Genomic DNA, 26,829 nt, shown 5'->3' with positions numbered 1-26,829 from the left:
GCCGGTATGACACCACAACTCGACGTCATCGGCATCGTCGTCAGCGATATGGCCGCCTCGGTGGCCTTCTACCGCCGCCTCGGGCTCGCCTTCCCGGAGGGCTCCGAGCAGGAAGGGCATGCCGAGGCGGCGCTGCCCAACGGCATGCGGCTCACACTGGACACCGAAGCCGTCATCGAGTCGTTCCACACCGGGTGGCGGCCCCCGACCGGCGCGGGCCGTCTCGCAGTCGCTTTTCGCTGCGCCGATCCCACGGAAGTCGACGCCGTGTACGCAGAACTCGTGGATGCCGGGTACCACGGCGAGCTGAAACCGTGGGACGCGTTCTGGGGGCAGCGCTACGCGGTGGTGCAGGATCCGGATGGCAACGGCGTCGACCTGTACGCCGCTCTTCCGGCCGCAAGCAGCTGAACCATATCCACCCGCACGGCGCGAGACGGAGCCGGACACGCTGCCCGACGGAATCCGCCGCGTACGCCGTCGCGACCGGTCGGATGCGTCCCGGGACAGCGACCAGCCCGCGCGCATCGACGTGGTCAAGACTTGGCGAGCAGGCCGCCCAACGGAAGTCCCGCCAGCGCGCGCACCTCGCGGGAGAGGTGCGCTTGGTCGGCGAATCCGGCCCGCATCGCGGTGTCGGCCAGCGGCACGCCGCTGCGTGCCGCTGCCAGCGCGCGTTGCAGACGCAATACCCTCGCAAGGGTTTTCGGGCCGTAGCCGAAGGCGTCCAGGGAACGGCGGTGCAAGGTCCGTTCCCCCAGTCCGGCCGCGTCGGCGACCGCCGCCACCGGCCATCCGGCGTCGAGCGCGCCGACCACCTTCCGGATGAGCGGATCGGCCGGCTCGGTCTCGGCCGCGCGCCACCGCACGACGCGTTCCAGCGCTGCCGCCTGATCGTCGGCGGCCGCGATCCGATCGACCAGCGGCCGGACCACAGCCGATGGCCACAGCTGAGCCAACTCGACCCGCCGGTTCCGCAACTCGCGCGCCGGAACGCCCAGCCACGCCGGCGCGGTACCCGGAAAGAACCGGATGCCGACGTACCGATCACCCGGGATTCCACCGGGGTGGTGGGCGCGGGTGTCCGGCCCCGCGACGACCAACCGGCCGTCCATCCAGATCAGATCCATGCAGCCGTCGGGTAGCACCGGCAGCGCCGCGCCACCGCCGTCGACGGTCTTGATCCACAGCACGGCGCCGTCGTACCGCGATGGCCGCTCACGGTAGGCGGCATCGTTCATGACACCGACGCTACCCTCCGGACCGCCGACCACACGCGCGGCGTCTCAAAAATATCGTCTCAAAATAAGCCGTTATTTGAGATAGCGATAGAGCGTCGCCCGGGAGACACCCAGCTCCCTGGCGATTTCGGCGACGCCGCGTCCCTGCACGTCGTGCCGCCGCCTAGCGAGTTCGACCTGCTGCGGGGTCAGTGCCACCGGCCGCCCCCTGGACGCGGCTGCGGGCGGCGTCCAGTCCGTGGGCGCCAGCAACAGACGCACACCTTCCAGCACCTCCGTACGCAACTGGTCGACCGGAGCCTCGGCGTACAGCACCACCGGGTCACTGAGCCCCGCCACCGCCTGGGTGGCGCGAACGCGCTCGGCGAAGCTGGCATCCGGGCCCGCGACCAGGATGTTCGCCTGCATCATGACCTTGCTGAACCGCTCGAAGATGCTACCGGGAGCGGCCAGCGCCAGATCGCGGACGTTGAGCCGCAGCAGGTAGCGATGGTCGAGGAAGACGTCGAGCAATCCTTCGATCACCCGGCGGCGCGACTCGCACGGATCGGGATCACCCGCCTCGGCGACCGTGCGCTCCATCGCCGCGAGGAACGGCTCCGCCAAGCCCGCGAGGATGTCGTACTTGCTCGGATAGTGATAGAGCACGCCCGCCTTGGAAATGCCCAGTTGCTCGGCGATCGCGCGCACCGAGGTGCGGTGATAACCATGCGCCCCGAACAGGTCCATGGCCACCTCGAGGATGCGCGCACGGGTCGTCGTCTCGTCGCTCACGCCTCGGATCCTACCCGTTGACTGACCGTTGGTCAGTGTCTTACATTCGTGACTGACCAACGGTCAGTCGATACAACGGAGGCATCCATGGCCAACGATCCCCGCATTCTCATCTCCGGCGCGAGCATCGCCGGACCGACGCTCGCGTACTGGCTGGTGCGCAACGGCTTCCAGCCCACCGTGGTCGAGCGCAGCCCGGCGCTGCGCCCAGGCGGCAACGGCGTCGACATCCGGGGGTCCTCGGTACGGATCGCGGAGCGAATGGGCGTACTGCCGCGGTTGCGCGAACGGGCCACCGACATCCGGGAGCTGACGTTCGTCGACGCGGCCGATCGCCGCGTCGCTGGGATGAGCACGCGCGTCTTCAACGCCGACGATGACATCGAGATCATGCGCGGCGACCTTGCCCAGGTGCTGTACGAGGCGACCGCCGACGACGTCGAGTTCACCTTCGGCGATTCGATCGCCGCGATCACCCAGCGCCCGGACGCCGTGGAGGTGACCTTCGACAGCGGCGAGCAGGCCGAGTTCGACCTGGTCATCGGCGCCGACGGATTGCATTCGCGGACCAGGAATCTGGCCGTCACACCGGAGGCCGACGCGCTGCATCACCTCGGCGTGTACTTCGCCACCGCCCGCGTCGACGCCGGTCTCGGACGCCCGCACGCGGTGACGCTCTACAACACGCCGGGAAAGGTGGCGGGCGTCTACCGATCGGGGGCGCACGACGGCGCCACGGCGTTCTTCGCCTTCCGGGAGGCTCGCGTGCTGGATGTCGACCACCGCGACGAGAACGCCCAGAAAGCCCTGCTGAGCGCGTATTTCGACGACCGAGCCTGGCAGGTGCCCGCGTTGCTCGATCAGGCCACCGCCGACGACGGCTTCTACTTCGACGCGGTGAGCCAGGTCCGCTTGCCGGCCTGGTCGAGCGGACGGGTCGCCCTGGTCGGTGACGCCGGGTACTGCGCGACCCTGCTGTCCGGCGCGGGCGCGGCACTGGCCATCGAAGGCGCACACCTGCTCGCGACGGAACTCGCCGCAGCGGGCGGCGACCATCGGACCGCCTTCCACCGCTATGAACAAGCCCTGCGGCCCACGGTACTGCGGGCACAGCGCTCGGTACGGGCGAGCAGTTCCATGCTGATCCCGGCCACGGGCGGCCACATCTGGTTGCGCAACCAGCTGACCCGCCTGATGGTGCTCCAGACCCTGGCGTCCCGGGTCTACCGGCCGGTCGCGGTGCGCGCCGCCTGAGGGGGCGGCCCGCGGGATCAGCGCTGCGGCGGAGCGATCGGGACGATCACGCGCGGCACGACGCGCAGGTACGGCTCACGATGGTCCGCGGCGATCTTCGATTCCGGGTCCCGGCAGCCCACGGTGACGTCGCTGTTCGGCACGGAGGAGAACGTCCACACCGTCACCCACTCCTTCCCGCCGAACGTCTCGGTCTTCTTCGCGTCGGAAGAGCGCAGATCTTCATTCCGACCGGAACTGTCGGTCACCGTGCAGCGAATCCCGTTGGCAGCCTGCCCCCATGCGACAGGCGCTCGAATATCGAGCACCATATCGGGCGGCACCGGAACTTTCTTCGATTCGCCCAGCAATATCCGGATACCGCCGTCCGCCACCTCCTCGTCGCGCGCCCCGGTCGTCGTCGCCGGAACACTCGGGGCGGCGACGGTACTCGTCGCGGTCGCCGCCTCACTCGCCGAAGTATCGTCGGAACATCCGGACACAGCGGCGACCAGCGCGGGAATCACCATCCAGCTCAGTTTCACAGTCGGACCTCTCGTCGCGCCCACTCATCAGGCGGTTGGTTCGGAGCAGCCAGGCACTGAGCATGACAACGGGAAAGAGGAAAAGCTCGGATACACGCCGGTAAATCGGCAATTAGACCGCAAATGTCCGAAAGCGCCCGCCGGAGAAAGAAATAGGGTTGAATTTCAGATTCCCCGCCATGAGCCTATGCCGACATTCGGGCAATCGGCGCGCATCCGAGGACGTGCTCGAAGTTCGTCGCACTCGCACCACTGGCCGCGATCGGCGACCGCAGCGGCGGACCGCTCGCACTGCGGACCGCTCGCACTGCGGACCGCGGCGATCTCCGGCGGTCGGATCGTCGCGGCGGCGATCCGACCGCCCGCGTCCCCGCGACGGGCATCGCCGCGGAACCGTTCCACGCCGCCGATCAGGACGCGTCCCGGTCGCGCATCGGATCGCACGGCCCGAAGCCGCCGGCTACCCGGGTCTCTCCAAGTCCGTGAGCTACGGCACGCAGCACGGCTTCCCCATCTGCGAATCGACCCTCTCGCACAACGACGCCGACGCGTGACTCCTCCGCGACCGTTCGCGCTCCCGGCCCGATCACTTCGGCGACGAAGGAATAAGACAAGATTCGTCCGATGTTTGCCGTAGGGCGCCGTTGGTCTGTGACGCCTTGGTTCGTGCCGCCTACCGGCTGGTTTCGAAAAGGTGTTTCCCCTGGACCAGGGGGGCCGCATAGTGTGTTCGGTAGGCGATCATGTGGAGGACCACCATGGCGAAGCTGTCGTGGGTGACGGAGCGCGAGGGTAGGGCGGAGCTCGATCGTGCCTGACGGTCAGCGAACCTCCAGCTCGCGCACGCTGCGCGCCACCACACTCGGCGGCTACCGGGCAGCCGCCTTCACCACCACTCCCGGCACGCGCGCCGCACTGATCACGATGGCACTGCTGATCGCGGTGATCCTGGCCTACGAGTCGAACACGACCTCGCGAGAGGGCGCCGACCACGGGTGGTTCGTCGGGGTCGCGCTGTCCGGAGTGTTCGTCGCGCGCGGACTGCACCTGCGCAGGCCGATCACGCTTCCGCACGTCACCGCCGCGGTGCTGGTGCTCGCCGTCGCGCATCTCGCCTACCGCGCCGAGCACACCGACGCCGGATTCGTCCTGCTGGCCGCCACCGGATTCGTCGTGGTGCTGCCGCGCACCGGTAGACCGCAGCCAGGCGAGGTGTATCGGGTGGCCGAACTGGTCGGCCGCACCGAGGGCGACCCGCTGGCTCCTTTCGCCCTGCACTCGTCCAAAGCCTATTTCTTCAACACGTCCTCGACCGCCGCCATCGGCTACCGCACCCGCTTCGGCATCGCCGTCGTCGCGGGCGATCCGATCGGCGATCGCGCGGCATTCCCCGAACTGGTCGCGGCGTTCTCCGACTTCGCGGTCAACCATGGCTGGCGCGTCGCCGTGCTGGGCGCGAGCCCGGAACTGGCCGAGCTGTGGCAGGTGTGGGCACTGGAGCATCGCGGGCTGCGCGCGGTGCCAATCGGCCGCGACGTGGCGATCGACGTGGAGGAGTTCAACCTCGTCGGACGCAAGTACCGCAACCTGCGCCAAGCCGTGAGCCGCACCAGGAATTTCGGGGTCACCACCGAGGTGGTGTACGAGTCCGCCCTCACCCCTGCGCGGCGCGAGGAATTGCTGGCCATCGTCGACGAATGGCGCCGCGGCAGGCAGACCCGTGGCTATTCGATGATCCTGGACCATCTGCTCGACGGGCGGAATCCGAACATGCTGGTGGTCATCGCCAACGACGCGGACGGCAGTCCCGTCGGCTTCCAGCGCTACGGCATTTCCGGGCGCGGGCGGGAACTGAGCCTGGACGTCCCGTGGCGGCGCAAGGACGCGCCCAACGGCCTGGATGAACGCATGATCGTCGACTTGGTCGACTACGCCGCGACGCATGACATCCAGCGGATCTCCCTGGCCTTCGCGCCGTTCCCGGAGTTGTTCGCCGAAAAGGACAAATCGCGCACGGCCACCCTGTTCTATGTGCTGGCACACCTGGCCGATCCGCTGATCCGGCTGGAATCGCTCTACCGCTTCCTGCGGAAGTTCCACGCGCTGTCCGATCAGCGCTACGTCCTGGTCCGCTGGCGGGAGGTGGTGATCGCGGCCGCCGCCCTGCTCACCCTGGAGTTCGTCCCGCATCGCCGCGAGTACTGAGCGGCGGCGCACGACCATGCCCCGAGGAGCCACGTGGAACTGACCCATAGCGACGTGAAGGCCGCCGCCGCACGCGTGAGCGGACTGGTCAGGCCGGTGGCGGTGGCGCAGGCCGACCAGACGGGCGAACTGTGGTTCGCACTGGAGTTCCTCCAGCACACCGGGAGCTTCAAGGCCCGCGGCGCGCTCAACTTCTTGCTCGCGCATCGCGAGAGCGGCACGCTCCCGCGGGTGGGCGTGACGATCGCCTCGGGCGGCAACGCCGGACTCGCCTGTGCGTGGGCGGCCCGCAGTCAGGGGATTCCGGCCACGGTGTTCCTGCCGACCACCGCCCCGCGGGTCAAGGTGGACCGGCTCAACTCCTACGGCGCCGACGTCCATCTGGTGGGGACGCAATACGCCGACGCGCTCGCGGCCAGTCGCGAATTCGCCGACACCACCGGCGCCCTGCTCTCCCATGCCTACGACCACCCGCTCATCGCCGCAGGCGCGGGCACGCTCATGACGGAGATCCGCGAGCGGATCCCGGATCTGGGGGCCGTCGTGGTCGCCGTCGGCGGCGGCGGGCTGTTCTCGGGTGTGGCCACCGCCGCCGATCACTACGGTGTCCGGACCGTCGCCGTGGAGCCCGCCCGTTGCCGCGCGCTGCATGCCGCGATCGCGGCCGGGAAGGTCGTCGACGTGGCGGTCGACTCGGTGGCCGCCGACTCGCTCGGCGCCCGGCGGGCCTCGGAACTGGCGCTGGCGGCCGCGCGACACTACGACGTGGCGTCGGTGCTCGTGGAGGACGCCGCGATCGTCGCAGCGCGCCGCGAGCTGTGGGAGGAGCGCCGCATCGCCGTCGAGCACGGTGCGGCGACCGCCGTGGCGGCGATCCTCGGCGACGAGCCCGCGTTCCGGCCTCGCCCGGGCCAACGCGTATGCGTGGTGCTGTGCGGAGCGAACACCGATCCGTCCGATCTGACCGGTTCGGACGGCCGCCACGCCGACTGACGGCTCAGCGGCGTATTTCCGACGAATCGGACGACTCGGGGTTAGGCTCCCGCTGTCCTCTGCGATCCCGACGGAAGGCACACCATGGCGCATACCTCAAACATGGTCCCCATCGGCACAGCGCTACCCGACTTCTCGCTTCCCGACCTCGACCAGCGGATCTACTCCCGGGACGATTTCGCGGACGGCCCCGGACTGCTGGTCGTCTTCGCGTGCAACCACTGCCCCTACGTCAAGCACATCGAGGCGGCGCTCGGCGAACTGGTCGATTCCCTGCCGTCCATACCCACCGTGGCGATCTGCACCAACGACGCGTCCGCCTATCCGGACGACGCACCGCTTCGGCTGCGCGACCAAGCGATCCGCGCGGGCTGGACCTTCCCCTATCTCGTCGACGAGCAGCAGCACGTGGGCCGGGCCTTTCGCGCCGCGTGCACTCCCGACTTCTTCCTCTACGACGCGAACCTCCGGCTCGCCTACCGCGGCGCCTTCGACGAATCGACGCCCGGAAACGGGAAGCCGCTGACCGGAAACGACCTGCGCACGGCCGTCGAAGCCGTGCTGGCAGGCAGGCCCGCCCCCGAACCGCACCGACCGAGCATGGGTTGCTCGATCAAGTGGCGGGACGCCTGAGCACCTTCCCGCGTGCGCGCACCCGACGGATCGCACTGCGCCACGCCAGCTGCGGCACGGCGGCCGACAATCTGGCGAATTCTCCGAAGTTCCCCGGTTCCACCACGGTCCGGGCCTGCTGGGCGGTGGCGGCCAGCCGCACGGCGCGCGATGCTTTGCCGACGTGACCCGCGTCGTATGGCGGTTGCGGGTCGTACTCGATGATCAATTGGGCGGTTTGCGCCTGCTCGGCACCGAAGACTTCCCCGACCAGCCACAGCGCCAGATCGATACCCGCGGAGACCCCCGCGGCGGTGGTGATTCTCCCGTCCCGCACGATCCGTTCGTCCGGCCGAGCGTCCGCTCCGAGTGCGCGCAGTGCCGGCTGCGCCAGCCAATGGGTCGTGGCGGGCCGTCCGTCCAGCAGCCCGGCCGCGGCCAGCACCAGCGCACCCGTGCAGACCGAGGTCGTCCACACGGTGTTTTGGTGCGCTCGGCGCAGCCAGGCCAGCAGCGCGTCATCGACGGCGGCTGCCGCCGAACCGGGGCCACCGGGAACGAGCAGGATCTCGGGTGCGGGCGTCTCGTCGAACGAATGCGTGGCGCCCAGCACCAGCACCCCGCTGTCGGTCATGATCGGCCCCGGCTCGTGCCAGACGAAGCGAATCTCCGCGCCCGGCGCGAAACGCAGCACCTCGTATGGGCCGATCGCGTCGAGCGCCGTCATCCCCGGATAGGTCACGATCGCGATCCGCACAGTCGTCCCCGGTCCGCACCCCTCGGATCTGGTCATCGTCGCCCCATTTCCGACTATGAGTCAAAGAAAGAATCAGCGTTTCATTGCACTGACCGGGTGTCAATCGTCGCCGGGAGCGCCATGGTGTGCGCAGTGGAACGACCCTGCTTCCCGCTCGGCCGGCAGTTCGGGATCAATCCCCCACGTCTTTCGATTCCCGGGCCGCCGAACTCGAGCCGTTCGGTCTCGCCAATTCGATTGCGCCACTCGACAAGCGATTCACACGCGGCGCCGCCCGAAGGAAGACCCGTGCTGACGATCAGGCCGCGATGAGGGACACTGTTCGGCGACACCGGGGATCGGAAGGGGTGGGGACATTGGCGACGATCGTCCTTGTACACGGCATCGCGCAGGAACAGGAATCGGCCGACACCTTGGAGGCGCGCTGGTTACCCGGACTCGCGGGAGGCGTCCGCAACCACGGCGCCCCGGAGCTGGCGGACCGCTTGTGGCGCAACGGTTCTCCGGGCGACTTGTCGACCCGGATGGCCTTCTACGGCAATCGTTTCCTGGTCGAGGGCGCTCAGGGCGCGGGGATCGAACCCGACGACGCCCAGCTCGACCTGATGGAACAGCTCGCCGCCGAGTGGCTGGCGACGGCCGCCGCGCACGCGGGCGACGAGCGTGATCGGGCGACGGCCCGTCGCCTCGGCACTCCCCCGCCGCCGGACGCGGTGGCGCAAGGAGCGCAGGCGAGACTGCGGCCCGCGCTCAACGCGCTGATGCGGTTGCGTTGGTTCGCGCCGTTCGGTTTCGGATTGGCGCAGAAGTTCGTCATCCGCGCCCTGTCCCAGGTCGCCCGGTATTTCACCGACGACGACGTGCGGGAATATGCCCAGCGGCAGGTGCTCGACCAGGTCGGTCCCGACACCCGCCTGGTCGTCGCGCACTCGCTGGGCAGCGTGGTGGCCTACGAGGCGCTGCACCGCACCGACCATCCGGTGACCCTGCTGACCATGGGCTCGCCGCTCGGGTTGCGCTCGGTGGTGTACGACCGGCTGCGCCCCCAGCCGAGCACCGTGCCGAAATCGGTGACGGAATGGCACAACTTGGTCGACGAGGACGACCTCGTGGCGGCACACCTCGACCTCACTTCGTTCTTTCCGCCGTACCCCGGCAGCGCCGTCATCCCGGTCACCGAACAGCATTTCGACAACGGCGCGTCGCCACACGACTCGACCAGCTATCTCATCAAAGCAGTCACGGGGGGAATCGTCGCGAAAGCGCTGGGGCACTAGGGGCTTCACCACGACGGTCCGACCGGACGGCGACGACGCCTACTGAACGCTCTGCGACAGATGGGCTTTCGCGTCGTCGTAGGACGCGGTGGACGCGGCCTCGTCGCGGGTGTAGACTAGATGCAGCACGCCGGTGGGGAAGGTCTCCGAGGACAGCAGGCGCAGCGGGACCGTGGCCGCGCCGTCCTGGAACAGGCGATCGCCCTTCCCGACCGCGATCGGATGCACCAGCAGGTGCAACTCGTCCAGCAGACCGGCGGCCAGGAGCTGACGAACCACCGAGACCGAGCCGCTCATGCCGATGTCGCCGCCGGGCTCGTTCTTCAGCGCCGTCACCGCGTCGATCAGATCGCCGTCGATCACTTCGGAGTTGCGCCAGGTGAAGTCGAGATCCTGCCGGGTAACCACGATCTTGCGCGCGTCGCCCAATTTCTTCGCGAACGCCGCGTCCGTGCCGCCCGCCGCTTCGCGCTCCGGCCAGGCGCCCGCGAAGCTGTCATAGGTCTTGCGGCCGAGCAACAGGGTGTCGGCGGCGCCGAGCTGGGCGTCGACCGCCGCGCCCATGGCGTCGTCGAAGTAGGGGAAGTGCCAGTCCTGCGGGTCCTCGATGACGCCGTCGAGGGCGATGAAAAGGCCGGCGGTGATTTTCCTCATGTGCGTTGCTCCTGGATCGGCGTTGCGATGTCGCTTGATCCGACGGGACGGCGCGCGAGAACTCATCGGTCGGCGCGGCCGCCGTCACCGCGCCCCATCCGGCACGGCCCCGCGCTAGCCGGACAGGTTCGCATCGGAGCCGTGAAATGCCGCGCGATAGTTGTGCGGACTCGTCCCGACCACTCGCTTGAAGCGGTCGCGGAACGCGGTGGGCGAGCCGAAACCGACCTGGCCCGCGATCCGGTCGACCGGGTGGCTTGTGGCTTCGAGCAGATGCTGGGCCTGCCGGATTCGCGCGCGCAGCAGCCACTGAAGGGGCGTGGTCCCGGTGTGCTCGCGGAACCGCCGGTTGAGCGTGCGGGTGCTCATCCCGGCCTGGGCGGCGATGTCGTCGAGGGTGAGATCCCGCGCGGAGTTGTCCTGGATCCACCGCAGCACCGGCTCCAGCGCCGAGCCGCGCGGCGTCGGCGGCTGGTCGTGCACGATGAACTGCGCCTGCCCCCCTTCCCGCTCCAGCGGGACGACCGACTTCCTGGCCGCGTCGGCCGCGACCGCCGAGCCGTAGTCCCGGCGGATCATGTGCAGGCACAGATCGATTCCGGCCGCGGCGCCCGCCGAGGTGAGCAGCGAGCCGTTGTCCACGTACAGCACGTCGGGATCCACGTCGATGTCCGGGTAGCGGGCCGCGAGGTCCGCGGCGGCGAGCCAGTGCGTGGTCGCGCGGTGCCCGTTCAGCAATCCGGTCGCCGCCAGGATGAAGGCGCCGGAACAGATCGACGCGAGACGGGTGCCCGCGGCCGCGGCGCGGCGCAGCGCCTCGAGCACCTCGTCCGGCACCGGAAGGGCCGGATCGGCGCAGCCGGGCAGCACGATCGTGTCGGCTTCGCCCAGCGCGTCGAGCCCGCGCGGGGCCCGCATCGTGAACAGCCCCGCGTCGACCGTCGGGGTGCCCGCGCAGACCAGCACGCGATAGGCGGGCCTGCCATCGGGGAGGCAGGTACGCCCGAACACTTCCACCGGCGTGGCCAGATCGAACGCGATCACCTGGTCCAGCGCGAGGACGACCACGGTGTGCATGGCGATAGTTTAGGCGTCCGGCTGATTCCAGCCAATGCGCCGAACTGGCTTCTGCTGAATATCCGCATTTCACGGCCCTTGGCGAGAAACGAGCGGTATATGGCACTTTCGCCAATTTCGCCCGCGCCAGATCCTGGCTAGTGTCGACCGCCGTGACGAAGTTCCTGCTCTCGGTCCACGTGCTCGCCGTGATCATCGCCGTCGGCCCGGTGACGGTGGCGGCCAGCATGTTTCCCGCCACCACCCGCCGCGCCCTCGCCGCCACCGCGACCGGGCACGACCCGGCCGTCCTCGGCACGCTGCATCGCATCTGCCGCGTCTATGCCCTGCTCGGCGTGGCGGTCCCGGCTTTCGGCGTACTCACCGCGCTCGCTCTCGGCGTGCTCGGCGACACCTGGCTGGTGGTGTCGATCGGATTGACCGCGGCCGCGGCGGGCGTGCTCGCACTGCTCGTGCTGCCCGGGCAGCAGAAGGTCCTCGCCGACCTCACCGGCACCACTCCGGCGCTGATCCGCCGTCTCGCCATGGACACGGGAGTGTTCAACCTGCTGTGGGCGGCGGTCACCGTTCTGATGATCGTGCGGCCGGGCTCGACGACCGGAGTGTGAGGCTCAGTCGGGCAGGTAGCGGACCGCCATCGAGACATCGCGAACGATCATGATGGGGCACGCCACCGACAGCAGCAGTGCCTGACTGGTCGAACCGAACAGCATGCCGGCGAACCCGCCTCGACCGCGGCTGCCCACCACCAGCAACTGGGCCTGCCCGGAACGTTCCAGCAGGCAGCGCTCGGGCCGGTCGGTCACGATCTCGCGCCGGATCTCGACATCGGGAAAACGCTCCTGCCACCCGGCGAGGCTTTCCGCCAGCACGATCTGCTTCTCGGTATCCACCGCGAGTTCAGCACTCACCGACGGCAGTTCGACGCCCGTCCACACATGCAGGGCCAGCAGGGGCACACCCCGCGCCGAGGCCTCGTGCAGCGCCGCTTCGATAGCGGGTTCGCTGATCTCGGTGCCGTCTACGCCGACGACGATCAGCTTCTTCCTGGCACCCCCGGTGAGCGGGGCGCCCTCCCGGACCACGACCACCGGGCAGCGCGCCCGTCGCGCCAGCGCCGCGCTGACCGATCCCAGCAGAGCACGCTGTACGGTCCCGCGACCGCGGGTGCCGACCACCATCATCCGCGCGCCGCCGGTGCGGTCGAGCAGCGCCGGACCGACCGGCTCGTGCACCAGCTCGGTGCTGATCTCGATGTCGTGCAGCGCCCGGACCGCGATGCGCGCCTCCTCGGCCGCGGTGTCCAGCACCCAGCGACCGTGCCCCTCCAATCGGGCGTAGTCGGTGCTGGTGAGCGGTTCGGTGACACCGGGCCCGTAGTCGGCGACCGGATCCACCACGTGCGCCAGACGCAACGGCGCCCGATGCTGCGCGGCGGCCTGTGCTCCCCACGCGACCGCCACCGCCGACCCGGCGGACCCGTCCACACCGACGATGATCGGCCCGTTGCTTCGCATGCTCATTCCTTCCCGCCGAAGAGATCGAGCTCGGACCGCCGATCACCGGTGCGGCGGACGTCGCCGTCAACCGCCGCGGACGACGCACGCGTTGCCCAGGCGGATGCCTTCGCCGACCGGGAGGTCGATACTCGCCACATACGGCGCGTCCGGCTCCTGCACGGCACTGATGGTGTGCGGTCCCTGCGTGGCGGGCACCCAGTCGATCAGCGCGACGCCGCCGGACGGCCGGACCACACCGAACGGAATGCCGTTGTCGTAGAACACCACCGGTGCGACGACGTCGGTCACGGTGGCTCGCGCGGTATACGTGCAGCCCGTCCCGTAATTGGTCACCAACCCGAAATTGAGGCCGGGATACATCCCCACCTGGGTCACCGTGGCCCCGGCCGAGGCCGGGTCGGCCATCGTGACCGCCGCGACGGCTCCGAGCGCCGCCGCTGTCGCACCGATTCGTCTCCGCATTCGGGTGGTCCTATCGGTCGTGAGTCGCTCCTCGTCGAACGGACGCCGGCCGCGCGCACCGACGCGATAACTAGATCCTCACTCCCGCACGGCTTCGACGGGGTGCGAACCGCGGAAATCGGCTCGCACCGGCGCACCGAGATCCGTCGGCGCACGTGCTCCTCGGTGGCTCGCTCGAACGGGTCCGTTCCGTCGTGTCGACGCGGCGCGACAACGACCGCACCACAGCCGCTCACCTCACCGGCGGCGTGCGGCGCGGCCCGGCCCGGCCCGGCCCGGCGAGGGGATCTCGTGCCGCCTGACGATCGTGTCGTCCCCTCGTGGTTGTGTATCCGAGGGTCTTCCCGGGGAGCGACGGAGGTGCTGGTGTGGTAGCGATCGACTTCGAGCGGATGGTGCGCGGCGCGAGGCCGTTGTCGGTACGACGCAGGGTCGCCGCGCAGGGGCTCGGTGGTGTGCCGCCGACGGCGCTGGTGCTGGCGGGCATCGTCAGCGTGCAGGTGGGCGCGGCGGTGGCCACCCAGCTGTTCGCGGCGACCGGCGCGGCCGGAGCGGTCATGCTGCGGCTGGTCTTCGCCGGGATCGTCCTGCTGGTGATCTGGCGTTCGTCGCTACGGGTGGGGCGTGGTGCGCTGCCGGTCGTGCTCGGGTACGGGGCGGTGCTCGCGCTGATGAACCTCTCGTTCTACGAGGCGATCGACCGGATCCCCCTCGGCATGGCGGTGACCATCGAGTTCCTGGGACCGCTCACCGTCGCGCTGGCCGGATCGCGGCGCTGGATCGACCCGCTGTGGGCGGTGCTGGCCGGGGCCGGGGTGCTGCTGCTGACCCGGGCGGACGGGGACGTGGACTGGGTGGGGGTGATGTTCGCGCTGGCCGCGGCGGCGTGCTGGGCGGGTTACATCTTGCTCAGCGCCGCGCTGGGCGAACGGACGAGCGGCGGGGGCGGGTTGGCGCTCGCCATGGCATTCGGCGGACTTGTGATGCTGCCGGTCGGCGTGATCGATGCGGGCGCCGCGCTGTTGCAGCCCGCCGTGCTCGCCGCCGGATTCGCGGTCGCGATGCTGTCATCGGTGTTGCCGTATTCGGTGGAGCTGGAAGCGCTGCGGCGCATTCCGCCCCGCGTTTTCGGCGTGCTGATGAGCTTGGAGCCCGCGGTCGCGGCGATCGCGGGCTTGGTCGTCCTCGGTCAGGTCATGAACCTCGGACAGTGGGCGGGCGTCGGGTGTGTGGTGGCGGCGTCGGCGGGGGCGACCCGGACCGAAACGATGGATTGACTCGGCCGATCGGCGCCGGACTCGCTCAGCGCTGCGGCCGAGACGTACCGGCGTCGCGGCGCTCGGCACCGGTCGTTTTCCCGTCGTCCGCGATCAAACTGCCGAGCAGGGCCAGCGATCGCTCCGAGGACGATCCCGGTTCCGCGTGGTAGGCGATGAGTATCTGGCCCGGTGCGCCGTTGACGCTGAACGTCTCGTAGGACAACGTGAGGTCCCCGACCATGGGGTTGCGGAAGTGTTTGACGCCCGCGGTCTTCACCCGGACGTCGTGGCGCGCCCACAGTTGCCGGAATTCCTCGCTCTTCAGCGAAAGCTCCCCGACCAGCTCGGTCAATCGCGGATCGTCCAGGTCCGCGCCCGCGGTCGCCCGCAGGCTGGCGACCGTATCGGCCGCGATGGTCGGCCAGTCGCCGTAGAGATCGCGCGCCTCGGGATCGAGAAAGACCATCCGCACCTGATTGACGCCCGGCACCGAGCACGAATTGACGGCCGCGGCCAGCGGATTCGCCGCCAGGACGTCCAGGTATCTGCCGAGCACCACCGCGGGCGTATGCGGCCACGCCTCCATCAGGCGCAGTAGCCCCGGCGCCACCCGTTCGGGCCGTCGCGGCGCCCGCGATCGCGCGGCCGTCGGCCGCGCCAACGCCCGCAGATGCGCCGTGCCCTCTTCGTCCAGCGCGAACACCCGCGCCAGCGCGGCGATCACCTGTTCGGAGGGATGCCGGTCGCGTCCCTGCTCCAGCCGTACGTAATAGTCGGCGCTCACCCCCGCGAGCAGGGCGATCTCCTCCCGGCGCAGTCCGGCGACCCGCCGCTGACCACCACCGGACATCCCGAAATCCTCCGGTCGCACCAGCTCGCGGCGCGCACGCAGGAAAGCGCCCAGTCGATTGTCGGAGTCCATGATCCGAGCCTAGGTGAGCCGACGTGAGCCTGGGTGGTCCCGCGACTACCAGGAGGACCGCAGCCTGTCAGGCGGCCGCGCGGGCGCGCAACGTTGTGGACATGACGAACAACATCACCGGCCGCGTGGCGGTCGTCACCGGAGCATCCAGTGGAATCGGCGCAGCGACCGCGCGGCAGCTCGCGCGGGGCGGCGCGAAGGTCGCCCTGCTCGGCAGGCGCAAGGATCGCATCGAGGAACTCGCCGCCGAGATCGGCGGGGACGCGCTCGCGGTGGTCGCCGACGTCGCCGACCAGCAGTCCATGCGAGACGCCGCGGCCACCGTGCGGGCGGCATTCGGTTCCGTCGACCTGGTCGTCGCGAACGCGGGCGTCATGCTCGCCGCACCGTTCGAGTCCGCGCTCACCGACGAGTGGGACCAGATGGTCGGCACCAACATCACCGGCCTGCTCTATACCGCGAGAGCGTTCATCGACGACCTGCTCGCGGCCGCGGAACGGGGCGCGCGAGCGGATCTGGTGCTGGTCGGCTCGATCGGCGGCCACACGGTGTTCCCCAACTACGCCGTCTACACCGCCACCAAGGCCGCGGTCGCGCACCTGACCCGCAACCTGCGCGCCGAATTCGGGCCGCGCGGCGTGCGGGTCAAGAACATCGAACCCGGCTTCGTCGGCACCGAACTCGGCGCGGGGATGCAGGACGAACAACAGCGCGCCGGGCTGGAGCAGTGGCGCACCGCGATCGAGATCCTGCGACCCCGCGACATCGCCGACGCGATCGCCTACGCGGTCGGCCTGCCCGAGCACGTCAATATCGCCGAACTCGTCGTCGTCCCGACTCAGCAGGGCTGATCACCCGCTTGCCGGCCGGCGGAGAAGACACCTTCGGTTGCGGCGTCGTGGGCGGACTAGTCGAGGTCCGCCCACTCGGGCCACGGCCGCATGCCCTCGTCGCCGCGGATGTAGGCGAGGCGGCGCAGCGCCTGCCGCTGATAGGTGGAGTCGACGGTGGCGGCGCGCATCGACTGCAAGGCCATCCGGAACTCCTGGATGTCGCGCAGCAGGTAGAAGCCGTCCCAGCGCATCACGTCGCGGCCGTAACCGGCGCAGAATTCCGCGTACTGCGAAGCGGTGAGCTCGCCCGCGGTCCAGCACTCGATCGCCGTGTGCACCAGGTCCCACTCCGGCGGGCCGATCATCGCCTGCCCCAAGCCGGCCAGGATGACGTCGCCGTCGTCGCCGACCACCACGCCGTCCTCCCAACCGCCACCCTGGACCACCGACCAGGGCAGGCCCTTCGGCAGCGCCTTCCAGCGGCCGCGCAGTTCCTCCAAGTGTTTGCCCAGCCAGCGCCGGTCGTCCTCGGTCACCGTGTGCGCGGCGGCGATCTCCTCCTCCACCCCGGCCAGGGGCGACATCCGGCGTAGTTCGAAGCCCGGCAGTGGTAGCCGGTGCAGCTGTCCCAGCGCCCTGGCGACCTCACCGGGCGTGCCCGGGTGATGCGGCGGCAGCTCCTGCCAGAAGGTCACCGGGCGTCCGTCGACCACTACCGGCTGCGGAATGTCCGCGACGACGCGCGCCGCGGACACCCCGCAGGTCTCCAGCCATCGAGCGACCGCGACTTCCCGCCCGGTCGCGAGTTTCTGTCCCCGCTCGCCGATCCGCACGACGAGCCCGCCGCGCAACCGGTAGACCCCTTGCGACCCCACCGGTTCGGCATCGCTCGCATCTATCCCGGCGCTCACACAGGCGGCACGCAGGATCGACCGCATCCCGTTACCCGCGATTCCCGCAGTCATGTCAGCCTCCCAAGCCCCCCGCTCCCGTCTCGGGAGAAGTTGCGAATCTCGGCTTCGAGCTTCATGGCAGCCATCCAGATACCGGGGGGCAAACACCCCATTTTCCCTGCTCAGTGGACATTACCCCGGCAATTCCACCACAGTCAGCAACCAAACAGAATCCGCCCGTTTTCCCCGCTTTGCCGTTTTCGGCCCACGGAAGGCGGGTGCGAGACCCCGGCTGAGAGGAAGTAGCCGGTCACCGATGAGTTCCGCGAGCGGGCGGGGTCTACACCTACAGCCCTCGAGCTATGAACCCGGACAGGGAGGACCCTATGAGCACCCAAGCACTGCCGCCCGTCGTCGACGCCGATACCTGGCAGCGCGAACTCGACGCGCTGCGCGTCCGGGAGAAGGCCGCGACCAGGGAACTGGACGCGATCGCCGCTCAGCGCCGCCGCCTGCCGATGGTCGCGATGCCCGGCTACACCCTCGAGGGCGAGGAGGGACCGGTCCAGCTCGCCGACCTCTTCGGCGGAATGTCGCAACTGATCGTCTACAACCACATGTGGTTTCCGGGCGAGCAGTGGCAGTGCGGGGGCTGCACCGGATTCACCTCGCAGTTCACCCGGCTGGAGTTCCTGAGCAATTACGACGCCCGGTTCGTCATCGTCACCCAAGGCCCGATCCGAGAGGCACTCGCCTACAAGCGGCGAGTCGGCAACAAGATGGCTTGGTATTCCACCGCGAACAGTTCCTTCGGCGCCGATGTCGGCGCACCGCCCGGCGCAGGGTTCGCGGTCAACGTATTCCTCCGCGACGGCGACACCGTCTACCGCACCTGGCACACCAACGGCCGCGGCACAGAACAGCTCAGCCACTCCTTCGCCCTGATCGACCTACTGCCCTACGGCAGGCAGGAGGACTGGCAGGACTCCCCCGACGGCTGGCCACAGTCGCCCACCTACAGCCGGTGGAGCAGTTCCCAGGACATCGCCGCAACCTACGGCGAGCCGAATGCGTGAACCCAGGGGTTGATCAACCGCCCCACCGCCTCGTCAACAGTTCCAGCAGGAGCGGGTCGCAGCTCCGCAACTCCCACGGCAGTAGCCGCACCGTCGAAGGGGTGGGCGACGATCGTCCGAGCGAGCCCTTCGCCGACCCGACCACGCTGCCGTAACGCGCATGGCCTGCGCCGATGCCCGCCCCAGGAAAGAGAAAGGCGGTCCTACCGTCCCCGAGGTCCTTGTGGACTCCGGTTCGAGTAAGACCGCCGTCGTGGAGCTGCCGGGAATCGAACCCGGGTCCTCCGCCGCGTCTCCAGGGCTTCTCCGTGTGCAGTCCGCTGTGCCTCTACTCGGATCTCCGGGTCCCGCGAACAAGCCCGGATGACGATCCCAGTCGCTGTTCGATGTCCCGTCCTACTCCGCGACCGAGTAGGACGGTTAGCCCTCTAGCTGATGCCGGCACCGGAGCCGAGGGCATGCCCCGGGCCGACAGAGACGCTTCGCTGGTTAGGCAGCGAGAGCGTACTCGCGCTGATGAGAATCGGCGCTTAATTGGTTGCAACGACGCTTACGGTGGTCTCTTGCCTGCACCGACACGCTTCCCCTAGATCTACGTACGCAGTCGAAACCGTTCAGCCCCGTACGCCCCGGCGCCTTGCCGGGCTGTTCATGTTAACACCGGCGAGAGGCCGGATCATCCCGATATCGGGTCGCGGTGGACCCCACGCCCGGCAGCGTCGGCCGGGCCGCTGACGCGGGTGAGGTAGGTGGGCACCGCGGGTCGGAGGAAGCCTTCGAAGTGGCCGTGTTCCCGGACCGGAACCTCCGAACTCCCCACTCTCGGGCGGTGTCGAGAACGCACCGTGTTCTCTGTTCCTCCGATATGGTCCGGGGGTTACGGCACGCAGCTCAACCGGATCCCCGTCACCGCCCGCTCGAACACCCCATCCTTCCCGGATGCTGGTAGCCGGTTCTCCGGGCCCGGCGAGGAACCCGACTTACACTGCACGAGCCGTACGATCGGCTCTGAGCAGCGGATCTCGATTTCAGACTAAGGAAACACTTTGGCAGTTCGCACCATTCGGGACAGGTTGCTGCGCCTGTCCGCCCTCACCGCCATCGCCGGACTCGTCCTGACCGGGTGCTCTGTGCTGGGTGACAAGTCGGCCGCCGCGTCCGAACCCGGGGTCACCTCCGACCCGTGTCCGAACGCGGTCGACTCCCGCAAGGGGTGTATCTACCTGGGCGTGCTGTCCGATCTCACCAGCGGGCCGTTCGCCGCGCTGGGCAAGGACATTCACAACGGCCAGCTGGCGTTCTGGAAGGCGGTGAACGAAGCGGGCGGCATCGGCGGCAAATACGAGGTGGACATCGCCACCTACACCGAGGACACGAACTACGATCTGCAGAAGCACGCCGAGGCGTACCGGCGAATCGAGCCGCACGTCCTCGCGCTCTCCATGAGTTTCGGCACCGTGCAGACGCAGAAGGTACTTCCCGAGATGGACGCGGCGAACATGATCGCCATTGCCGGAACCCTCTGGTCGGGTTGGCAATTCGAGAACAGCGACAAGGGTCTGTTGCTGGAGTCCGGCTACTCCTATTGTTCCGAGGCGATCATCGCCCTGGACTGGATCGCCGAGCGCCAAGCGAAGCCGTCTTCGATCGCCACGGTCAGCTATCAGGGTGACTACGGCGGCGACTACGCCACCGGCGCCAAAAAATGGGCCTCCGCCAACCGCGTCGACATGGTGGCGCAGATCGACACCGAGCCGAACACTCAAATCGGCAACCAGGACGCCGCCGTCGCCAAGATCCTCAATGCCAGAGCGGATCTCGTGCTCTTGGCCACCGGCCCCGCGGAGGCGGGCGAGATCATGGGCAAGGCGGCGCTGGCCGGCTATCCGGGCAGGTTTCTCGGCTCGGGCCCGACCTGGAACGGCGGCATGTTGAAAAGCCCTGCGGCATCCGCGATCACGACGCGCTACAACATGACCTCGCCGCTGGACGGCTGGGACGGCATCAGCGCCGGCGCCAAGAAGGCCAGGGCCTCGGCGACTCGCGAGCCCTCCACCTGGGGCTACAGCGCCGGGTGGATGTTCTCCTATCCGATGAAGGCGCTGCTCACCCGAGCGGTCAACGAAGGCAAGCTGACCCGCAAGGGCGTCCGCCAAGCCGTACACGGCCTGCGCGTCGACTACGAGGGCGCGATACCCGAATACACCTACGGCGCGGCGAAACCCGACCTCACCCGGCAGCGAGCGGTCATCGAAGCGCCGGATCAGACCGCGCCGCTGGGCGCGAAAACCCTGGCGACCGATTATCACGGCCCGACCCAGGACCGCGTCACCCTCACCGAGCCCTGCGTGCAGCCGTAAGCGAGCAAGACATGCCTTTCCACCGTAATCTCCGTCGGCTGCTGCGTCTCGTGGCCGCCCCCCTCGCGCTCGGGCTCGTCCTGACCGGCGGCTGTTCGGCTTCCGAGTCCGCCGCTGCCCCGGGCGTCACCCGAGAAGCGTGCCCGCACGCGATCCACCGCGACAAGGGCTGTATCTATCTGGGTGTTCTGTCGGACCTGAACAACGGCCCCTTCGCTCCGCTCGGAAAGTCGCTGCAGGACGGGCAACTCGCGTTCTGGAACGAGGTGAACAAGCAGGGCGGTATCGGCGGCTACGAGATCGACATCGCGACTTACACGCGTGACACCGCCTACGATCCGCGCAGGCACGTCACGGAATTCGAGAACATAGCCCCCCATGTGCTGGCCCTCGCGATGAGCTTCGGGACCGCGCAGACCCTGGCCGTCCTGGGCGAGATGGACGACGCGGACCTGGTCACCGGGGCGGGCACCCTCTGGTCCGGCTGGCAGTACCGCTCCACCGACCGAGACCTGGTGCTGGACGACGGCTTCTCGTACTGCACGGAAGCCGTGCTGGGTCTGGACTGGTTCGCGCAGAACCACTACCAGCCGCGCACGCTCGGCGTGGTCGCCTACCGCGGCAACTACGGCGGTGACTACGCCAGCGGGGCGCTCAAGTGGGCACTGGACAACGGCGCGAGCATCACCGCTCGGATCGACACCGGGCCCAACCCCGAAGTCGGCAACCAGGATTACCCGGTCGCCGAGATCATGGCCGATCCGCCCGACGTGGTCCTGCTGGCCACCGGACCGGCCGAAGCCGCCGAGATCGTCGGCAAACTGGCGAAATCCGGTTACACGGGCCGGTTCCTCGGATCGACACCGACCTGGAACAGCGCACTGCTCAAGACCCCGGCCGCGCCCGCGCTGATGTCGCTCTACAACTACACCTCGCCGTTCGACGGTTGGGACGGCGTGAGCCTCGGCGCCCAGCGGGCCAGGAACGCCGCGCCGAGCGAACCGACGAATTTCGGCTACAACCTGGGCTGGGCGATCTCCTATCCGATGAAGGCGCTGCTGACCAAGGCAGCCGAGACCGGCGGACTGGACCGGCCGACCCTGCGCAAGACCCTTGCCGGGCTCACCGTCGACTCCGAGGGAATGGCGGCGCAGCAGATCTACGGGCGGGACGAACCCGACGTCGCGGCGCAGCGCGCGGTGGTCAACGTGCCCGATCCGTCCACGTCATTGGGGTCGCGCACCGTGGTCGCCGACTACCGCAGTCCGACCTTGAAACGGATATCGCTGCGCGAACCGTGCACGCGATGAGCCGCGCGATCGGCCGGAGTCGGCCTGGGCGGTCGAACCTGCGCAGCCGCTCGGTGGACTCAGGCCGCGGCGATGAGGGCGACCGAAGCCAACGCCAGGACCAGGCCTGCCTGCTGCTGCCGGTGGACCCGCTCGCCGAGCAGAACCATCGCCAGCAGCACGGTCACGGCCGGATAGAGCGAGCCGATGACGCTCACCAGCGACAGCAGCGAGCCGTGGAAGGCATACAGCAGCGCGGCGTTGCTGATGACGTCCAGCACGCTGATATAGCAGGCCAGTCGTAGGGGCTCGCCCCGCAGCCGCCCGAAATCGCGGGCGGTCAGCGCGGTGAGCCACACCACCGCGGTGGCCGCGAGGCGCTGCATGAGCAGCGGCCACAGTCCGGACTGGGCCGATGTCTCGTGCAAGAAGACGAAGGCGAATCCGTACGCGACGCCTGATCCGATGGTCAGCGCGGCGACCTTGCGGGTGAACCGCAGTTCGCGTCCCCCGGTGATCTCCTCCGTCACCTCGTCCGGCGACTCCCGGCTCACCAGAAGTACCGCGACCAGCGCGAACACGATGCCCGCGAAGGCGAGCGGGCCGGGGCGCTCGCCGGTCGCCAGCCCGGCGAGTACCGGAATGCCCGCGACCAGCACCGCCGTCAGCGGTGAGACCACTGCCATCGGACCGCCTGCCAGCGCGGCGTAGAACCACCACACCGCGACACCGCTGGCGACACCCGCCGCCGCGCCCCACCACAGGGAGGCGGCGTCCGCGCTCCCGGACACGAACGGAAGCAGCGCGAGCACCAGCAGCACCGAGAACGGATAGGAATAGATGACGACGCGCAGTGCGGTCACCCGCCGCGACGCCACGCCGCCGTAGAAATCGCTCACGCCGTAACCCACCGCGGCTACCAGCGCGAGCAAGACGGCAGTCACCGCATGCCTTTGACCCGCCGTCCTAGTTCACGGGTGACCTCTCGCTCGGCCGTGCGCCGGGCCAAGTCCTGGCGCTTGTCGTAGTCCTGCTTACCCTTGGCCAGCGCCAACTCGACCTTCACCTTGCCGTCGGAGAAGTACATCGACAGCGGGACCAGCGTCTGGTTGCCCTCCCGCGACTTGCCGACCAACCGCTCGATCTCACGCTTGTGCAGCAGCAGCTTGCGCACCCGGCGCGGCGCGTGATTGGTCCAGGTACCGTGGCTGAACTCGGGGATGTGCAGCCCACGCAGCCACACTTCGCCGTTGTCCACCGTCGCGAACGCGTCCACCAGCGAGGCCTTGCCCTCGCGCAGGCTCTTCACCTCGGTGCCGACCAGCGCGATTCCGGCCTCGTAGATGTCCAGAATCGTGTAGTTGTGCCGCGCCCGGCGGTTGGTCGCGATGACCTTGCGCCCCTTCTCCTTCATAACGGTCCACTCTAAGTGACCCGGCAACCGGTTTATTCCCGCAGGTCGCGCAGGCCCTAACCACCCTGATGCAGCACCACGTAGAGCGTGAGGACGGCGAGGAACGCGGCGAGCAGCGCCACCGTCGACATTCGCGGCAGGCCGGGGCGCGGTGGCGGTGGTTGACGCCGCAGCCATACGTTCTCCACCGCCGGATCGGTTCTGCTGCGGACGTACGGCGGCGCGTCCGGAGTCTCGCCGCCCACCGAGCCGGTAGAGATGTCATCGCCCGCGTCACTGGAACCCTCACCCGGTGCCATAGCCAGAACGGTAGCCGCCACGACGGCGACCCGCCGCAATTCCCGCGCGGCGCAACCCAGTTGGAACTCAGGCCAGGCGCCGCCGGAACGCCTCGGCGGACGCGCCGGTCGTCAGGTCGACGGTGTGGACGCCCAGTTCGACTCCGTCCTCGTTGAGCTCGAGCACCATGAAGCCCAGCTCGTGATAGTTCTCGTACAGCGCGCTGTGGCCCGCGCTCGCGGTGAGCCGCGGCTCGGACCCGACCGTCTTGGCGGCCGCGCCGGACACGATCTGCCTGGTTCCCTTCGTCGCCGCCGTGGGTTCGAGCACCTGGAGCGAATGGTCGTGCCCGGACAGGATGAACTGGCAGCGGCCGATCACATGGTCTTCGATGAACCTCTTCACGTGCACGCCGTTGATCGGCTCCAGCGACAAGCCCTCGTAGCGGCCCGCGTCCCCGTGCGGGCCGTTGTTCAGATACGGGTGGTGGGTGCAGGCGATTTTCCACGTGGCGGGCGATTCGGTGAGGGCGTGATCGAGCCAGTCGCGCTGCTCGTTCATGAACTGTCCGTCGACCGCCCAATAGGGTGTGAAGGCCGGCGGCAGGTAGGCGGCGAGCGGGTTGACGTCGAGGACGAAGAATTCGACGACAGGGTTCTGCGCGGGAATGCGCACCGAGTAGTAGCGGCTCGGCATCCACCAGCGCCTGGAGCCGGCATAGTATTCCACCTCGGCGTTGCCGCGCAGCAGCCACCCGCCGTCACCGCCGAGCACCGAGCTGTTGTCGTGGTTGCCCAACACCATCAGCCAAGGGAAATCCAAACCGATATTGGGATTTTCGAACTTGTCGGCGAACTGTTGGTCGGCGGCGCCGTCGGGTCCGTGTTCGTAGATGTTGTCGCCGAGGCCGAGTGCCAGCGAGACGGGTTCGCGGCCGTGCAGCGCGCGTATGGCGTCGGCGACCGCCCACTGGGTGCGGGTACCGGTGCCCGCGTCGCCGGTCACCAGCACCCGCACCCGGCGCTCGGCCGGGAAGGGAAACTTCGTGACCCCCTCGGCGACGGGTACCGCGTGCGCCGGAGTGCGGCCGACCACAGTGGCCCCGGCCGCGAGAGTGGCCGCACCGGCCAGGAACTCCCGGCGCCCGATCGTCTCGCTCCGACTCACGCTGTCCTCCACAGTCCTCGACGGTCTCGCCCGGTGGCCATCCTCACCCCTCGTATCCCGCGTGACGGTAGCGGCTCATTCGGCGCCGAGCACTTCGAGCACCTGTTCGCCGTATTTGGCGAGTTTGTTCTCGCCGACGCCGTTGACGCCGCCGAGCTGCGCGAGGCTGGCGGGTTTGCGTGCCGCTATCTCGCGCAAGGTGGCGTCGTGGAAGACGACGTAGGCGGGCACGCCCTGCTCCTTCGCGGTGGCCGCGCGCCATTCGCGCAGCTTCTCGAACAGCGGCAGGTCTGTGGGCGGCAGCTCGGCCGAGGCCGCTTTGGCGGCCTTCGCGGCCCGCGCGGGCTTCGTGGCGCGTTCGGGCTCGCGGCGCAGCAGTACTCGCCGTCCGTCGAACAGCACCTCGCTGCTGGCCTCGGTCAGCGTCAGCACCCCGTAGTCTCCGTGGACGGCCAGCAGCCCGTGGGCCAGCAACTGCCGCACCACGCCGCGCCACTCCGTATCGCGCAGGTCGGTGCCGACACCGAACACCTTCAGCTCGTGGTGGTCGTACTGCAGAACCTTCGGATTCTTCTTGCCGAGCAGGATGTCGACGATGTGACCGGCGCCGAAGCTCTGGCCACGTTCCCGCTTGAGCCGCAGCACCGTGGACAGCAGCTTCTGCGCGGCCACCGTGCCGTCCCAGGATTGCGGTGGGGACAGGCAGGTATCGCAGTTGCCGCAGGGCAATCCGGGCTCGCCGAAGTAGGCCAGCAATTGGGTGCGCCTGCAGCCCACCGTCTCACACAGCGCGAGCATCGCGTCCAGGTGCAGCTGGAGTTGGCGACGGTGGGCGGCGTCGCCCTCGGAGGAGTCGATCAGCTTGCGCTGCTGCACCACGTCGTTGAGACCGTAGACCATCCACGCCGTGGAGGGCAGCCCGTCGCGGCCGGCGCGCCCGGTCTCCTGGTAGTACCCCTCGACCGATTTCGGCAGGTCGAGATGGGCGACGAAGCGCACATCGGGCTTGTCGATGCCCATGCCGAAGGCGATGGTCGCCACGACGACCAGTCCGTCCTCGCGCAGGAAGCGCGACTGGTTCGCCGCGCGGGTGCGATTGTCCAAGCCCGCGTGGTAGGGCACCGCGGTGACGCCGTTCTCGGTGAGGAAGGCCGCGGTCTTCTCCACCGAGTTGCGGGACAGGCAGTAGACGATGCCCGCGTCTCCCGCATGCTCGTTGCGGACGAATTCCAGCAACTGACGCTCGGGGCGGTTCTTCGGCTCGATCCGGTACTGGATGTTGGGACGGTCGAAGCTGGACACGAACCGGCGGGCGGTGCCGAGGTCGAGACGCTGGATGATCTCGTCGCGCGTCTTCTCGGTGGCGGTCGCGGTCAGCGCGATCCGGGGTACGTCCGGCCAGCGCTCGTGCAGCATGGAAAGACCCAGGTAGTCGGGGCGGAAGTCGTGACCCCACTGGGAGACACAGTGCGCCTCGTCGATGGCGAACAGCGCGACCTTGCCGCGATCCAGCAGCTGCCCGGTGGAGTCGAGGCGCAACCGCTCCGGCGCCAGGTACAGCAGATCGAGTTCGCCCGCGACGAATTGCGCCTCGACGGTCCGGCGCTCGTCGGGGTACTGCGTGGAGTTGAGGAAGCCGGCACGCACGCCCAATGCGCTGAGCGCGTCCACCTGATCCTGCATGAGGGCGATCAGCGGGGAGACCACCACCCCGACGCCGGGACGCACCAGTGCGGGGACCTGATAGCAAAGCGACTTGCCTCCGCCGGTCGGCATGAGCACCAGCGCGTCGCCACCGTCGATCACGTGCTGGACGATCGCCTGCTGATCGCCGCGGAAGCTGTCGTAACCGAAGACTCGGCGTAGGACCTGTTGCGCCGCAACGGATCCGGCGTCCGATCCGGACGCGACACCGGTCGCTACAGCCGCGAAATCATCGGGGGAAGTCACCCGGCCCATCCTACGAGCGCCAGGGCGGGGCGGTACC

The 26,829-nt window shown here is 68.9% G+C and carries 27 protein-coding genes and 1 other RNA gene; 12 read left to right on the top strand and 16 right to left on the bottom strand.

The window, feature by feature from the left end; translation table 11 throughout:
• Positions 1 to 6 precede the first annotated feature (6 nt).
• Positions 7 to 411 (top strand): VOC family protein, encoded by a 405-nt coding sequence (locus ACGF7Y_RS00880; protein ID WP_062969476.1) that lies wholly within the window; start codon positions 7 to 9, stop codon positions 409 to 411.
• Between the two features lie 125 nt (positions 412 to 536).
• On the opposite strand, the gene ACGF7Y_RS00875 is transcribed toward ACGF7Y_RS00880, so the two are convergent.
• Complete coding sequence (locus tag ACGF7Y_RS00875) at positions 537 to 1,241, bottom strand: helix-turn-helix domain-containing protein (RefSeq protein WP_393228004.1); 705 nt, start codon at positions 1,239 to 1,241, stop codon at positions 537 to 539.
• Between the two features lie 72 nt (positions 1,242 to 1,313).
• A complete protein-coding gene (locus ACGF7Y_RS00870; RefSeq protein WP_393228002.1) occupies positions 1,314 to 2,015 on the bottom strand; it encodes a TetR family transcriptional regulator in 702 nt (233 codons plus the stop codon).
• A gap of 87 nt (positions 2,016 to 2,102) precedes the next feature.
• Here ACGF7Y_RS00870 and ACGF7Y_RS00865 point away from each other — a divergent pair, with 87 nt between their 5' ends.
• Positions 2,103 to 3,269, top strand: a complete 1,167-nt coding sequence (locus tag ACGF7Y_RS00865; protein WP_393228000.1) for an FAD-dependent monooxygenase — start codon at positions 2,103 to 2,105, stop codon at positions 3,267 to 3,269.
• Positions 3,270 to 3,286: 17 nt separating this feature from the next.
• Here the strand turns inward: ACGF7Y_RS00865 and ACGF7Y_RS00860 are convergent, their stop codons facing one another.
• Positions 3,287 to 3,793 carry a hypothetical protein gene (locus ACGF7Y_RS00860; RefSeq protein ID WP_393227998.1) on the bottom strand — a complete coding sequence of 169 codons (507 nt, stop codon included), beginning with the start codon at positions 3,791 to 3,793 and terminating at the stop codon, positions 3,287 to 3,289.
• A gap of 810 nt (positions 3,794 to 4,603) precedes the next feature.
• Here ACGF7Y_RS00860 and ACGF7Y_RS00855 point away from each other — a divergent pair.
• From ACGF7Y_RS00855 to ACGF7Y_RS00845, 3 genes are all read left to right on the top strand, one after another.
• Positions 4,604 to 5,998: a bifunctional lysylphosphatidylglycerol flippase/synthetase MprF gene (locus tag ACGF7Y_RS00855; RefSeq protein WP_393227996.1), complete on the top strand. Its 1,395-nt coding sequence runs from the start codon at positions 4,604 to 4,606 to the stop codon at positions 5,996 to 5,998.
• Between the two features lie 33 nt (positions 5,999 to 6,031).
• On the top strand, positions 6,032 to 6,991 hold the full coding sequence (locus ACGF7Y_RS00850; RefSeq protein WP_393227994.1) for a serine/threonine dehydratase: 960 nt from the start codon (positions 6,032 to 6,034) through the stop codon (positions 6,989 to 6,991).
• Positions 6,992 to 7,075: 84 nt separating this feature from the next.
• A complete protein-coding gene (locus ACGF7Y_RS00845) occupies positions 7,076 to 7,624 on the top strand; it encodes a thioredoxin family protein (protein WP_393227992.1) in 549 nt (182 codons plus the stop codon).
• Here ACGF7Y_RS00845 and ACGF7Y_RS00840 read toward each other — a convergent pair.
• The gene (locus ACGF7Y_RS00840; RefSeq protein ID WP_393227990.1) at positions 7,605 to 8,396 is read right to left on the bottom strand and encodes a DJ-1/PfpI family protein; all 792 of its coding nucleotides are present in this window, start codon (positions 8,394 to 8,396) and stop codon (positions 7,605 to 7,607) included. The genes ACGF7Y_RS00845 and ACGF7Y_RS00840 overlap by 20 nt on opposite strands.
• Positions 8,397 to 8,707: 311 nt before the next feature.
• Between ACGF7Y_RS00840 and ACGF7Y_RS00835 the strand changes: the two genes are divergently transcribed.
• The gene (locus ACGF7Y_RS00835; RefSeq protein WP_393227988.1) at positions 8,708 to 9,637 is read left to right on the top strand and encodes a hypothetical protein; all 930 of its coding nucleotides are present in this window, start codon (positions 8,708 to 8,710) and stop codon (positions 9,635 to 9,637) included.
• 39 nt (positions 9,638 to 9,676) lie between these two features.
• Here ACGF7Y_RS00835 and ACGF7Y_RS00830 read toward each other — a convergent pair whose 3' ends face one another.
• Positions 9,677 to 10,291, bottom strand: a complete 615-nt coding sequence (locus ACGF7Y_RS00830; protein WP_393227986.1) for a dihydrofolate reductase family protein — start codon at positions 10,289 to 10,291, stop codon at positions 9,677 to 9,679.
• Between the two features lie 114 nt (positions 10,292 to 10,405).
• Complete coding sequence (locus tag ACGF7Y_RS00825; RefSeq protein WP_393227984.1) at positions 10,406 to 11,368, bottom strand: GlxA family transcriptional regulator; 963 nt, start codon at positions 11,366 to 11,368, stop codon at positions 10,406 to 10,408.
• A 152-nt stretch (positions 11,369 to 11,520) separates the two neighbouring features.
• Between ACGF7Y_RS00825 and ACGF7Y_RS00820 the strand changes: the two genes are divergently transcribed.
• Entirely contained in the window at positions 11,521 to 11,976 is a 456-nt protein-coding gene (locus ACGF7Y_RS00820) for a hypothetical protein (protein WP_357033133.1), read from the top strand.
• A 3-nt stretch (positions 11,977 to 11,979) separates the two neighbouring features.
• Here the strand turns inward: ACGF7Y_RS00820 and ACGF7Y_RS00815 are convergent, their stop codons facing one another.
• Together ACGF7Y_RS00815 and ACGF7Y_RS00810 are read right to left on the bottom strand one after the other, a co-directional pair.
• Entirely contained in the window at positions 11,980 to 12,885 is a 906-nt protein-coding gene (locus tag ACGF7Y_RS00815) for a universal stress protein (protein ID WP_393227982.1), read from the bottom strand.
• Between the two features lie 66 nt (positions 12,886 to 12,951).
• A complete protein-coding gene (locus ACGF7Y_RS00810) occupies positions 12,952 to 13,350 on the bottom strand; it encodes a hypothetical protein (protein ID WP_393227980.1) in 399 nt (132 codons plus the stop codon).
• Between the two features lie 368 nt (positions 13,351 to 13,718).
• On the opposite strand from ACGF7Y_RS00810, the gene ACGF7Y_RS00805 reads away from it, so the two are divergent.
• Entirely contained in the window at positions 13,719 to 14,627 is a 909-nt protein-coding gene (locus ACGF7Y_RS00805; protein WP_393227978.1) for a DMT family transporter, read from the top strand.
• A gap of 25 nt (positions 14,628 to 14,652) precedes the next feature.
• Here the strand turns inward: ACGF7Y_RS00805 and ACGF7Y_RS00800 are convergent, their stop codons facing one another.
• Positions 14,653 to 15,531, bottom strand: coding sequence for a helix-turn-helix transcriptional regulator (locus ACGF7Y_RS00800; RefSeq protein WP_393227976.1), 879 nt, complete (start codon positions 15,529 to 15,531; stop codon positions 14,653 to 14,655).
• A gap of 101 nt (positions 15,532 to 15,632) precedes the next feature.
• On the opposite strand from ACGF7Y_RS00800, the gene ACGF7Y_RS00795 reads away from it, so the two are divergent.
• Entirely contained in the window at positions 15,633 to 16,382 is a 750-nt protein-coding gene (locus tag ACGF7Y_RS00795) for an SDR family oxidoreductase (protein WP_393227974.1), read from the top strand.
• A 56-nt stretch (positions 16,383 to 16,438) separates the two neighbouring features.
• Here the strand turns inward: ACGF7Y_RS00795 and ACGF7Y_RS00790 are convergent, their stop codons facing one another.
• Positions 16,439 to 17,329 carry a phosphotransferase gene (locus tag ACGF7Y_RS00790; RefSeq protein WP_393227972.1) on the bottom strand — a complete coding sequence of 297 codons (891 nt, stop codon included), beginning with the start codon at positions 17,327 to 17,329 and terminating at the stop codon, positions 16,439 to 16,441.
• Positions 17,330 to 17,643: 314 nt separating this feature from the next.
• Here ACGF7Y_RS00790 and ACGF7Y_RS00785 point away from each other — a divergent pair, with 314 nt between their 5' ends.
• The gene (locus ACGF7Y_RS00785) at positions 17,644 to 18,333 is read left to right on the top strand and encodes a DUF899 domain-containing protein (RefSeq protein ID WP_393227970.1); all 690 of its coding nucleotides are present in this window, start codon (positions 17,644 to 17,646) and stop codon (positions 18,331 to 18,333) included.
• A 251-nt stretch (positions 18,334 to 18,584) separates the two neighbouring features.
• Here the strand turns inward: ACGF7Y_RS00785 and ssrA are convergent.
• Positions 18,585 to 18,955, bottom strand: a transfer-messenger RNA (tmRNA) gene (gene ssrA, locus ACGF7Y_RS00780).
• A 424-nt stretch (positions 18,956 to 19,379) separates the two neighbouring features.
• Between ssrA and ACGF7Y_RS00775 the strand changes: the two genes are divergently transcribed.
• Positions 19,380 to 20,693 carry an ABC transporter substrate-binding protein gene (locus ACGF7Y_RS00775; RefSeq protein ID WP_393227968.1) on the top strand — a complete coding sequence of 438 codons (1,314 nt, stop codon included), beginning with the start codon at positions 19,380 to 19,382 and terminating at the stop codon, positions 20,691 to 20,693.
• 11 nt (positions 20,694 to 20,704) lie between these two features.
• Entirely contained in the window at positions 20,705 to 22,003 is a 1,299-nt protein-coding gene (locus ACGF7Y_RS00770) for an ABC transporter substrate-binding protein (RefSeq protein WP_393227966.1), read from the top strand.
• A gap of 59 nt (positions 22,004 to 22,062) precedes the next feature.
• On the opposite strand, the gene ACGF7Y_RS00765 is transcribed toward ACGF7Y_RS00770, so the two are convergent.
• The 5 genes from ACGF7Y_RS00765 to recQ all read right to left on the bottom strand — a co-directional run bounded on the left by ACGF7Y_RS00765 (position 22,063) and on the right by recQ (position 26,801).
• A complete protein-coding gene (locus tag ACGF7Y_RS00765; RefSeq protein ID WP_393227964.1) occupies positions 22,063 to 22,926 on the bottom strand; it encodes an EamA family transporter in 864 nt (287 codons plus the stop codon).
• Positions 22,923 to 23,396 carry an SsrA-binding protein SmpB gene (smpB, locus tag ACGF7Y_RS00760; RefSeq protein WP_062969387.1) on the bottom strand — a complete coding sequence of 158 codons (474 nt, stop codon included), beginning with the start codon at positions 23,394 to 23,396 and terminating at the stop codon, positions 22,923 to 22,925. The genes ACGF7Y_RS00765 and smpB overlap by 4 nt, the downstream gene beginning before the upstream one ends.
• A gap of 56 nt (positions 23,397 to 23,452) precedes the next feature.
• Positions 23,453 to 23,695 carry a hypothetical protein gene (locus ACGF7Y_RS00755; protein WP_393227962.1) on the bottom strand — a complete coding sequence of 81 codons (243 nt, stop codon included), beginning with the start codon at positions 23,693 to 23,695 and terminating at the stop codon, positions 23,453 to 23,455.
• A gap of 67 nt (positions 23,696 to 23,762) precedes the next feature.
• Positions 23,763 to 24,842 carry a metallophosphoesterase gene (locus ACGF7Y_RS00750; protein ID WP_393227960.1) on the bottom strand — a complete coding sequence of 360 codons (1,080 nt, stop codon included), beginning with the start codon at positions 24,840 to 24,842 and terminating at the stop codon, positions 23,763 to 23,765.
• A gap of 75 nt (positions 24,843 to 24,917) precedes the next feature.
• Positions 24,918 to 26,801: a DNA helicase RecQ gene (recQ, locus tag ACGF7Y_RS00745; protein WP_393227958.1), complete on the bottom strand. Its 1,884-nt coding sequence runs from the start codon at positions 26,799 to 26,801 to the stop codon at positions 24,918 to 24,920.
• Positions 26,802 to 26,829: the final 28 nt, after the last annotated feature.

This window comes from Nocardia sp. NPDC047654, from assembly GCF_043205035.1.
Taxonomy (GTDB): domain Bacteria; phylum Actinomycetota; class Actinomycetes; order Mycobacteriales; family Mycobacteriaceae; genus Nocardia.
The sequence above is the reverse complement of the archived record's forward strand: the minus strand, read 5'-3'. Positions and strand labels throughout refer to the sequence as shown.

Excerpts from the sequence above, each read along its gene's own strand:
- ACGF7Y_RS00800 (WP_393227976.1), bottom strand. The coding sequence starts at position 15,531 with ATGGACTCCGACAATCGACTGGGCGCTTTCCTGCGTGCGCGCCGCGAG.
- ACGF7Y_RS00830 (WP_393227986.1), bottom strand. The coding sequence starts at position 10,291 with ATGAGGAAAATCACCGCCGGCCTTTTCATCGCCCTCGACGGCGTCATC.
- ACGF7Y_RS00865 (WP_393228000.1), top strand. The coding sequence starts at position 2,103 with ATGGCCAACGATCCCCGCATTCTCATCTCCGGCGCGAGCATCGCCGGA.
- ACGF7Y_RS00840 (WP_393227990.1), bottom strand. The coding sequence starts at position 8,396 with ATGACCAGATCCGAGGGGTGCGGACCGGGGACGACTGTGCGGATCGCG.
- ACGF7Y_RS00795 (WP_393227974.1), top strand. The coding sequence starts at position 15,633 with ATGACGAACAACATCACCGGCCGCGTGGCGGTCGTCACCGGAGCATCC.
- ACGF7Y_RS00755 (WP_393227962.1), bottom strand. The coding sequence starts at position 23,695 with ATGGCACCGGGTGAGGGTTCCAGTGACGCGGGCGATGACATCTCTACC.
- ACGF7Y_RS00815 (WP_393227982.1), bottom strand. The coding sequence starts at position 12,885 with ATGCGAAGCAACGGGCCGATCATCGTCGGTGTGGACGGGTCCGCCGGG.
- recQ (WP_393227958.1), bottom strand. The coding sequence starts at position 26,801 with ATGGGCCGGGTGACTTCCCCCGATGATTTCGCGGCTGTAGCGACCGGT.
- ACGF7Y_RS00810 (WP_393227980.1), bottom strand. The coding sequence starts at position 13,350 with ATGCGGAGACGAATCGGTGCGACAGCGGCGGCGCTCGGAGCCGTCGCG.
- smpB (WP_062969387.1), bottom strand. The coding sequence starts at position 23,396 with ATGAAGGAGAAGGGGCGCAAGGTCATCGCGACCAACCGCCGGGCGCGG.
- ACGF7Y_RS00790 (WP_393227972.1), bottom strand. The coding sequence starts at position 17,329 with ATGACTGCGGGAATCGCGGGTAACGGGATGCGGTCGATCCTGCGTGCC.
- ACGF7Y_RS00825 (WP_393227984.1), bottom strand. The coding sequence starts at position 11,368 with ATGCACACCGTGGTCGTCCTCGCGCTGGACCAGGTGATCGCGTTCGAT.
- ACGF7Y_RS00880 (WP_062969476.1), top strand. The coding sequence starts at position 7 with ATGACACCACAACTCGACGTCATCGGCATCGTCGTCAGCGATATGGCC.
- ACGF7Y_RS00845 (WP_393227992.1), top strand. The coding sequence starts at position 7,076 with ATGGCGCATACCTCAAACATGGTCCCCATCGGCACAGCGCTACCCGAC.
- ACGF7Y_RS00770 (WP_393227966.1), top strand. The coding sequence starts at position 20,705 with ATGCCTTTCCACCGTAATCTCCGTCGGCTGCTGCGTCTCGTGGCCGCC.
- ACGF7Y_RS00875 (WP_393228004.1), bottom strand. The coding sequence starts at position 1,241 with ATGAACGATGCCGCCTACCGTGAGCGGCCATCGCGGTACGACGGCGCC.
- ACGF7Y_RS00785 (WP_393227970.1), top strand. The coding sequence starts at position 17,644 with ATGAGCACCCAAGCACTGCCGCCCGTCGTCGACGCCGATACCTGGCAG.